10 protein-coding genes are annotated in these 8,961 nt (G+C 37.1%); all 10 read left to right on the top strand.

The annotated features are described in order from the left end of the window. Positions 1-52 precede the first annotated feature (52 nt). The 10 genes from gdhA to ACRD7B_RS06200 all read left to right on the top strand — a co-directional run bounded on the left by gdhA (position 53) and on the right by ACRD7B_RS06200 (position 8,886). The gene (gene gdhA / locus ACRD7B_RS06155; protein ID WP_430823607.1) at positions 53-1,390 is read left to right on the top strand and encodes an NADP-specific glutamate dehydrogenase; all 1,338 of its coding nucleotides are present in this window, start codon (positions 53-55) and stop codon (positions 1,388-1,390) included. Between the two features lie 121 nt (positions 1,391-1,511). Then, the gene (locus ACRD7B_RS06160) at positions 1,512-2,276 is read left to right on the top strand and encodes a TatD family hydrolase (RefSeq protein WP_430823608.1); all 765 of its coding nucleotides are present in this window, start codon (positions 1,512-1,514) and stop codon (positions 2,274-2,276) included. 12 nt (positions 2,277-2,288) lie between these two features. Further along, complete coding sequence (locus ACRD7B_RS06165; RefSeq protein ID WP_430823609.1) at positions 2,289-3,317, top strand: asparaginase; 1,029 nt, start codon at positions 2,289-2,291, stop codon at positions 3,315-3,317. 160 nt (positions 3,318-3,477) lie between these two features. Further along, positions 3,478-4,299 (top strand): MotA/TolQ/ExbB proton channel family protein, encoded by an 822-nt coding sequence (locus tag ACRD7B_RS06170; protein WP_430823610.1) that lies wholly within the window; start codon positions 3,478-3,480, stop codon positions 4,297-4,299. Between the two features lie 8 nt (positions 4,300-4,307). Next, positions 4,308-4,754 (top strand): hypothetical protein, encoded by a 447-nt coding sequence (locus tag ACRD7B_RS06175; RefSeq protein WP_430823611.1) that lies wholly within the window; start codon positions 4,308-4,310, stop codon positions 4,752-4,754. A gap of 58 nt (positions 4,755-4,812) precedes the next feature. Beyond that, positions 4,813-5,391, top strand: coding sequence for an ExbD/TolR family protein (locus ACRD7B_RS06180; protein WP_430823612.1), 579 nt, complete (start codon positions 4,813-4,815; stop codon positions 5,389-5,391). Between the two features lies 1 nt (position 5,392). After that, complete coding sequence (locus ACRD7B_RS06185; protein ID WP_430823614.1) at positions 5,393-5,866, top strand: ExbD/TolR family protein; 474 nt, start codon at positions 5,393-5,395, stop codon at positions 5,864-5,866. Between the two features lie 167 nt (positions 5,867-6,033). Then, on the top strand, positions 6,034-6,603 hold the full coding sequence (locus tag ACRD7B_RS06190) for an RNA polymerase sigma-70 factor (RefSeq protein ID WP_430823615.1): 570 nt from the start codon (positions 6,034-6,036) through the stop codon (positions 6,601-6,603). A 77-nt stretch (positions 6,604-6,680) separates the two neighbouring features. Next, positions 6,681-7,847 carry a FecR family protein gene (locus ACRD7B_RS06195; protein WP_430823616.1) on the top strand — a complete coding sequence of 389 codons (1,167 nt, stop codon included), beginning with the start codon at positions 6,681-6,683 and terminating at the stop codon, positions 7,845-7,847. Positions 7,848-7,992: 145 nt separating this feature from the next. Continuing rightward, positions 7,993-8,886, top strand: a complete 894-nt coding sequence (locus tag ACRD7B_RS06200; RefSeq protein WP_430823617.1) for an STN domain-containing protein — start codon at positions 7,993-7,995, stop codon at positions 8,884-8,886. Positions 8,887-8,961: the final 75 nt, after the last annotated feature.

Raw genomic sequence — 8,961 nt, forward strand, 5'->3', positions numbered from 1 at the left:
TTTTTGACAGCATAAATATTACAATTATCCAACAAATAAATACCTATTCGATATGGATACTAAGATGAAGGAATTCATGGATAGCGTTAGAGCAAAAAACTCTAACGAGGACGAATTTTTGCAAGCAGTGCAAGAAGTTGTTGAAACAGTATGGGATTTTTACCAAGAAAATCCGCATTATAAGAAAGCCAAGATTTTGGAACGTATGACTGAGCCTGAAAGGACAATCATTTTCCGTGTACCTTGGGTTGACGATAGTGGCGAAGTACAAGTTAATCGTGGTTTCCGTGTTGAGTTTAATTCAGCAATAGGACCTTATAAAGGTGGATTACGTTTTCACCCAAGTGTAACTTTAAGTGGTCTTAAATTCTTAGGATTTGAGCAAACATTTAAAAACAGCTTGACTACACTTCCAATGGGTGGTGGTAAAGGTGGATCTGATTTCAATCCTAAAGGAAAGTCTGACTTGGAAATTATGCGTTTCTGCCAGGCATTTATGAGCGAATTGTTCCGTCATATTGGTCCTAACACAGATGTGCCTGCTGGTGATATCGGTGTTGGTGGTCGTGAGATCGGTTTCCTATATGGTCAGTATAAAAAACTACGTAACGAGTTTACTGGTGTTTTAACTGGTAAAGGTGCTGAGTTTGGTGGTAGTTTAATTCGTCCTGAAGCAACAGGTTTTGGTGCTATCTATTTCGTTCGCGAAATGTTAGCAGCTAAAGGTGAAACAATGAAAGGAAAGACTGTTTCTTTATCAGGTTTCGGTAATGTTGCATGGGGTGCTGCTTTAAAAGCTGTTGAGTACGGTGCTAAAGTAGTTACTATCTCTGGTCCTGATGGATATATTTATGATGCTGAAGGTATTTCAGGTGAGAAAATCAATTACTTATTAGAGCTTCGCGCTTCTAACCAAGATATCGTAGCTCCTTATGCTGAAAGATTCGGTGCTGAATTTATTGCAGGTAAGCGTCCATGGGAACAAAAAGTTGATATAGCTATCCCTTGTGCAATTCAAAACGAATTGAACGAAGAAGATTGTAAAACACTAATTGCAAATGGTTGTCAAATGATTGCTGAAGCATCAAATATGGGATGTACAGCTGAGGCAGCTTATTTAGCGACTGATAAAATATTATTTGCACCAGGTAAAGCAGTTAATGCTGGTGGTGTAGCAGTGTCTGGTTTGGAAATGACTCAAAACAGCATGCGTTTGAACTGGTCAGAAAAAGAAGTGGATGATCGCTTAGATCAAATCATGACTGACATTCATAATGCTTGTGTGAAGTATGGTACAGAACCAAACGGCAAAATAAATTACATCAAAGGAGCAAACATCGGTGGTTTCGTGAAAGTGGCCGACGCGATGATATCTCAAGGTGTTGTTTAAGTTTTTCTAAATGCAACAATAAAGGCCGTCTCCTCCCCGAGACGGCTTTCTTGTAAAAGGTATTAGATTTTTTTGAAGTCGCCTGTTTTACTATGTTTGCGGCTCATTAAAGAATTGAATTTTGATTGATACACATTCACATATATATTCTGAAGAATTTGATAAGGATCGCGATGAGGTAATAGCTCAGGCGAAAGCGACAGGCATTGAACAGGTTTTATTGCCTAATGTTGATGCTTCAACAGTTGATGCGATGCATCGTCTTGAAGAAGCTTATCCTGATTACTGTAAAGCTATGATGGGTTTGCATCCAACTTCGGTTAAAGCTAACTACCTGGATGAACTATCTGTTGTAGAAAGAAATTTGAAACTTAGGCCGTATATAGCCATTGGGGAAATTGGTCTTGATTTATATTGGGATAAAACATTTATTAAAGAGCAGAAAAAAGCATTTGAGCAACAAATAATCTGGGCCAAGCAATATAATTATCCAATTGTAATCCATTGCAGAGATGCCTTTGATGAGGTGTTTGACGTGTTAGATGCTCAAATTGATGATCGTTTAACTGGCGTGTTTCATAGTTTTACGGGAGATAAAGATCAGGCTCGAAAGGTGATGGCTTATAAAAACTTCAAAATTGGTATTAATGGCGTGGTAACATTCAAAAACACCACTTTACGCGAAGTTTTAAAGAAAGTGCCTTTATCATTTATTGTTATGGAAACTGATGCGCCTTATTTAGCTCCTGTGCCATATCGGGGAAAACGAAACGAACCATCTTATATTAAAAATGTAGCGGAAACGCTGGCTGGGGTTTATGAAATAACAATGGATGAGGTAATTAAAGTAAGCAATGAGAATGCGCGTAGTTTATTTAAATTATAAGGAGTAATAGTAATGGAAGAAAGAAAGATACTTATAATATATACCGGGGGTACCATTGGTATGGTAATCGATCCGGAAACAAATTCATTGGTTCCTTTTGATTTTGAGAATGTATCGAAACATGTGCCTGAGTTACGACGATTCGATTTTCAGGTGCGTAGTATTTCTTTCGAACCCTTGGTTGATTCATCTGATATGAATCCTGAAATATGGATTAAATTAGTTGGAATCATTGAGGAGAATTATTCTCAGTTTGATGGCTTTGTCATTCTGCATGGAACGGACACAATGGCCTACACTGCTAGTGCGCTTAGTTTTATGCTGAGTAATTTAAAAAAACCGGTTATATTAACAGGTAGCCAGTTACCGTTAGGAACGATCCGTACCGACGGTAAAGAAAACTTGATTACGGCTCTTGAGATTGCGGCTGCTCAAAAAAACCGTCAAGCCCTCGTTCCTGAGGTTTGTATCTATTTTAAAGATAAATTATTTAGAGGCAATAGAACCACGAAATACAATGCGGAACATTTTCACGCATTTCGGTCTGATAATTATCCGCCTTTGGCCGAGGCGGGCATACATATAAAATACAATTATCCATATATAAGGTATACGATGCTGAATGGCACGTTTCGTGTAGCAAAGAAAATGGACACCAATGTGGCGCTTTTGCGTATATTCCCGGGTATTAATAAAGATGTTGTTCGGGCTATATTAAATGCACCAAATATAAAAGCCGTGGTTCTCGAAACCTATGGCTCAGGTAACGCGCCTACAAAAAAATGGTTTTTAGAGGCCATAAAAGAGGCTGTTGATAAAGGACTTATAATACTTAATGTAACACAATGTTTGGCCGGTAGTGTTGAGATGTGGCGCTACGAAACTGGAGTTCACTTATTGGAGCTTGGTGTAGTAAGTGGTAGAGATATGACTACGGAGGCCGCGATTACAAAATTGATGTACTTGTTAGCCAATGCCGATTCTATTGAAGAGGTTAAAACGAATCTGAATAAATCACTTCAAGGTGAAATATATATTTAGAAAGTTTGTATTTGGCATTTTTTTTGTAATTTGCATCCCTGAAAAATTAAAGAATTTTGAACTCTTCCTGGTGTATTGATTTAAGGGGGGAGAGGGATGAACAGTAAAAACTATTTTGAGTATTAACAAAACTAATACGAATCAAAATTTTTAGCAGACTATGAAAAAGCTATTTGCGTTTTTAGCAGTATTTGGAATGCTGAGTCTCGGTGCTAATGCCGTATACGCTCAGGAAGATGAGAATGTAGCCGACGAAGCTACAACAGAGCAGGTTGTTGAAGAAGCAACTGCAAGTGAAGAACCAGCAGCTATGGCCGTTGAGGAAGAAGTTCCTGCCGAAGCTCCAAAAGGTATTCACAAACAGATTAAAGCCAAATTCATCGAAGGTGGTGCGATTTTTATGAGTTTCGTACTATTGTGTTTGATTTTCGGTTTGGCAATCTGTATCGAAAGAATTATTTACTTGAACTTGGCTTCTACGAATACTAAGAAGTTACTTCAAAACATCGAGAACGCGTTGAACGACGGTGGTGTTGAAGCAGCTAAAGAAGTATGTCGTAACACAAGAGGTCCGGTTGCATCTATCTTTTATCAAGGTCTTGACCGTTTCGATGAAGGAATTGATGTAGTTGAGAAATCAGTGATTTCTTACGGTTCAGTTCAAATGGGTCTTTTAGAAAAAGGTTTAACTTGGATTTCATTATTCATTGCACTAGCTCCTATGCTTGGGTTTATGGGTACTGTAATTGGTATGATTGAAGCTTTTGATAATATTCAGGCAATGGGTACTATCTCTGCATCAGCTGTAGCAGGTGGTATTAAAGTGGCGTTGATTACTACTGTATCTGGTTTGATCGTAGCTATCATTCTTCAAGTATTTTACAACTACATCGTTTCTAAAATTGATGGAATTGTTAATACAATGGAAGATGCTTCTATCTCTCTATTAGATGTTTTGGTAAAATACAACATGAAAAAATAATTGTCACTATGACTAAGCTTTCAAAAATACTAAGTATTATTCAATACGCGCTACTAGCGATAACCTTGGTGTTTGCGGGAATGTTCTTTTTCGGTGGTGAGATTGTAGGTGAGACCTATTACACACCAGTGTATACTGAATCATTTCTAAACTGGGGTAAACTGTTAGTTTTAGTTGCAGCTGGAATATCTTTATTGTTTGAAGTGTTTAATTTAATTGTGCATCCAAAAAATGCCGTTCGTACTTTAATTTCTATTGGTCTTTTACTGGTAGTTGTTTTAATTTCGTATGGTTTGGCTGACACAACACCACTTGAAATAATTGGATACCAAGGCGCTGATAATGTGCCAAGCATGTTAGCAATGGCTGGCACAATGCTATATGGAATGTACATTCTGTTCGGAGTAGCAGTAATCGCTATTCTTTATGCAGAGTTATCTCGTATGTTTAAATAAAGTACCATAATGTAATTAACAAGGTTAATTATTAGGTACTATTTAATTTAATTAGTTTATGGGAAAAAGAGACGTACAGGAAGTAAATGCAGGGTCAATGGCGGATATCGCCTTCTTATTGTTGATCTTCTTCCTTGTTACCACTACCATGGACACTGATACAGGTTTAGCACGTCTGTTACCTCCTATGCAGGAGGATCAGCCGGACGATACACCGCCCATTAAGGAGCGTAATGTATTCTCGGTACTGCTAAACAGTAACAATCAGTTGCTGGTTGAAGGTAAACAAATGAGGATTGAAGAATTGACTGAGGCTACCAAGGAGTTTATGGTAAACCCATTGGACATTGAAACTTTGCCTGAGAAAAAAGAGGTGGAAGTGGAGTTCTTTGGTTTGCAAATGATCAGCAAAGGTGTGATCTCATTGCAGAATGACCGAGGTACGGAATATCAAGCCTATCTGATGGTTCAGAATGAACTACAGAGAGCAGTTTCAGAGTTAAGAGAAGATTTGGCCAAAAGGAAATTTGGTAAAGAGTACGATAAATTGGAAACAGAAGAGCAAAAAGCGATTCGTACCATTTATCCTCAAAAAATTTCAGAGGCTGAACCTAAAAACATAGGAGGGAAAAAATAGTATGGCTAAATTCAGAAAGAAAAAGAGTGGCGGCCAAACAGCTATTAATACCGCCTCCTTACCAGATATCGTATTTATGTTGCTTTTCTTCTTTATGGTTAGTACGACCATGAAAGAGGTAGATATGAAAGTGCAGATTAAACCTGCTCAAGCAACAGAATTAGCGAAGTTGGAGAAAAAAGAATTGGTAACTTTTATTTATGTAGGTGTACCTGCTAAAAAGTTCCAATCACTCTACGGTAGTGAACCGCGTATTCAATTAAACGATCAGTTTGCAACTGTTCCGGATATTCAAAGTTACATTGCGCAAGCAAGAGATAACATGAAAGAAAGTGATCAGCCTAAGATGACAACATCTATTAAGGCCGACCGCGAATGTCCAATGGGAGTAATCACTGACATTAAGCAAGCTTTACGTAAAGCAGCTGCTTTGAAAATTAACTATTCAGCAGCAGAAAAAGTTGATGTAAAGTAGATAATTGAATCTATCATATAGAAAGAGGGATGTCGTTAGGCATCCCTTTTTTTGTTGCTATATTTTTATTCCATTTTGTTTGATTTAAAATTGTTTCTATTTTAGCGGCCTAAAGGATGACATTAGTCAGGCTTTCCAACTTCCCCCCAATATTAAATATGTAATTTTTGCAAACAAAAGTTGACATAGATATTGCCAAAGATTTCTTGGCGAAAAGAGATATAAAATCTTTTAAGGTAATTTACGACCGTTACTTTAAGGGTTTATGTTTTTTTGCAGGGCAATATTTGTCAAATGAGCAGAGTGTTGAAGATTACGTGCAGGAAGTATTTGTTTATTTATGGGAAAACGAGGTGAACATTAGTAACCCAACTAAGCTATCTGGTTATTTGTATGCTTCGGTACGGAATAAGTGTTTAAATTGCTTGCGTAAGGAGGAGCAGTATGCCCAATACAAGAGTTCGCTTGACAATATAGATGAATGGGAGGAAGATGAATCCTTACGCCTCATAAAAGCAGAAGTGTATGCCGAAATAATGCAAAGTATTGAAAAACTGCCAAAACGGGCACGCGAGGTATTTAAATTGAGTTACCTCACCCAATTGCGTGAATCGGAAATTGCGGAACGTCTATCAATAAGTGAGAATACGGTTAAGACACATAAAAAGAGGGCAAAAATGCTTTTGAAAGAAGAATTGAAACATTTGTTTTCTCTGATTTTGATTCTTAAGATTTAAAAAAGATACTTTTTTTTTAAAAGCGTTTCACCTGATTTTATTTTGAGTGTGTCATTTAATAAAGAAAACAACTTAGAATGGATCCAAAGCGTGTCATAAAATTAATTCTGAATCACTTAAAAGATGCTTTATCTTCGTCTGAAGCTATTGAGCTTGAAGAGTGGAAGAGTGGCCATGAAAAGCGTTCAGAACTTATTTCTGATATTAGTGATGAACAAAAACTATCTAAGGAACTAAGTGAATTTTCAAAAGTTGATGCTGAAAAGTCGTGGGATCAGTTGCTAAGTCGTTTGGATGTTAAATCGCATTCGAGTTCAATATTCATGATGCGATTTGTGAGAGTAGCTGCTATTTTTATTATGCTATTATCTGTGGCAGGTGCCATTTATTTATTCATACCCCAGAACAATAAGGTATTAGTTTCTGATGCCATTAGTGTGGAGCCTGGTGCTTATAATGCAGTTTTAAGCATAGAGGGTGAAGATGAAATATTATTGAATGATACATCTACAGCTGAACTTAAACGCGATAATAAATTGCTGGCCAGTGTTAAGCATGGTAAGCTTAACTATGCTTCAGATGGAAAGATAAGTTCAACTAAGATGTTGTTGATTGTGCCTGAGAAGGCGGAGTTTCAACTTGATTTATCCGATGGAACAAAAGTGTGGATGAATGCTGGTAGTATGCTTAGTTTTCACCATCCCTTTGATGCTAATAAACGTGAGGTGTATGTAGAGGGTGAGGTGTATTTTGAGGTAAAGCCCGACAAAACGAAACCATTTATAGTTGACGTTGCTGGTAAAAATGCAATTGAGGTATTAGGAACATCTTTTAATGTTAAGGCTTATCCCGAAGATCATGTGCACGAAGCCGTTTTAGTAGAGGGTAGCGTGGTTTGGAAGACTGCTATTGGTCGTGAGCGAATAATGGAACCTCAACAGCGCTTGACTTGGAATTCGAATACTTCAGATGTAGAGATCGAAAATGTAGATAGTAATATATATACGGCTTGGATAGATGGTCAGTTTGTATTTGAATCAACGCGCCTTGAGGATATAATGAAGCCTGTTAGTCGCTGGTATGGCGTTAATATTGAGTATGATGCTGAAGATATAAAGAATATGCCTTTTAGTGTGGATGTTAAGCGCTATGAAGATTTACAAACCATATTAAAGATGCTAGAAGCAACCCAGAAAATAAAGTTTGAATTAAAAGATACTGAATTATTAATCAGTCGAAAATAAAACAGGAAGTGCTGCAACACTCCCTGTTTGACCAGAACTGAAAATCAGTTCTGACTAAGTATAAACGTTAGAATACAAATCTATGAAAAAAAATCGGGAACTACTGTACCCTGATGGGAGGGGTACACCCAAAATTTACAAAGTTATGAAGTTAACATTCCTAATGCTTTTCATTACTTTATTGCATTTATCGGCATCGACCTATAGTCAGACAACCCGTCTTAAGCTTGAGGTTGAAAATATGTCGGTAAAAGATGTATTTAAGGCAATTAAAGCTCAAAGTGAGTTTACCTTCATTTATAGTGATGAAGACATTGCTGAATTAAAGGATGTGACCTTAAGCTCAGAATCAAGTTCTGTAGAGGAAGTATTAAATATATGTCTCCACAATAGTGGTTTTACCTATGAGGTGCAGGATAATGTTATCATCATTAAACCAATGCCTAAAAATTACCAACAAGAAGTAAAATTAGTTAAAGGTAAGGTAGTTGATGAGAATGGAGAACCAGTGCCGGGAGTTAATATTATTTTGGTGGAATATAATACTGGAACCATTACTGATGCAAATGGAACGTATGAGTTACGCGTGCCAAATCTTGAAACTGCTGTTAAATATACCTTTATTGGTTTTGTTGACCAAGTAGTTGAAATTGATGGCCGTACTGAAATTAACATTACGCTTCAAACTGAAGTCAGTGAGTTGGAAGGTGTTATTGTAAACGGATATTATAATAAAACTAAAGAAAGTTTTACCGGTGCGGCAACAACTATTAGTGCAGAAGATTTACAGGCTGTATCGAATACCAGTGTGTTGGATGCACTTCAGGTATATGATCCATCGTTCAAAATTGTTGATAATAATGAGTTTGGTTCTAACCCCAACCGCATGCCTGAGATTGAAGTAAGGGGTAAAGCAAGTTTTCCTGGATTAAGCGAGAGTGAGATCAGAAGTAATCCAAATCAGCCAACTTTTATTTTAGATGGTTTTGAGGTTAGTCTTGAAAAAATTTATGATTTAGATACACTAGTGACCGACTAATTTTTTAAAATGAGGGTACTCCCTAAAGGTTTCCCCTCAAAGTTGTAAATTGATTTTGCGAAACATTTTACAACA

The organism is Carboxylicivirga fragile (assembly GCF_050589805.1).
GTDB classification, from domain to species: domain Bacteria; phylum Bacteroidota; class Bacteroidia; order Bacteroidales; family Marinilabiliaceae; genus Carboxylicivirga; species Carboxylicivirga fragile.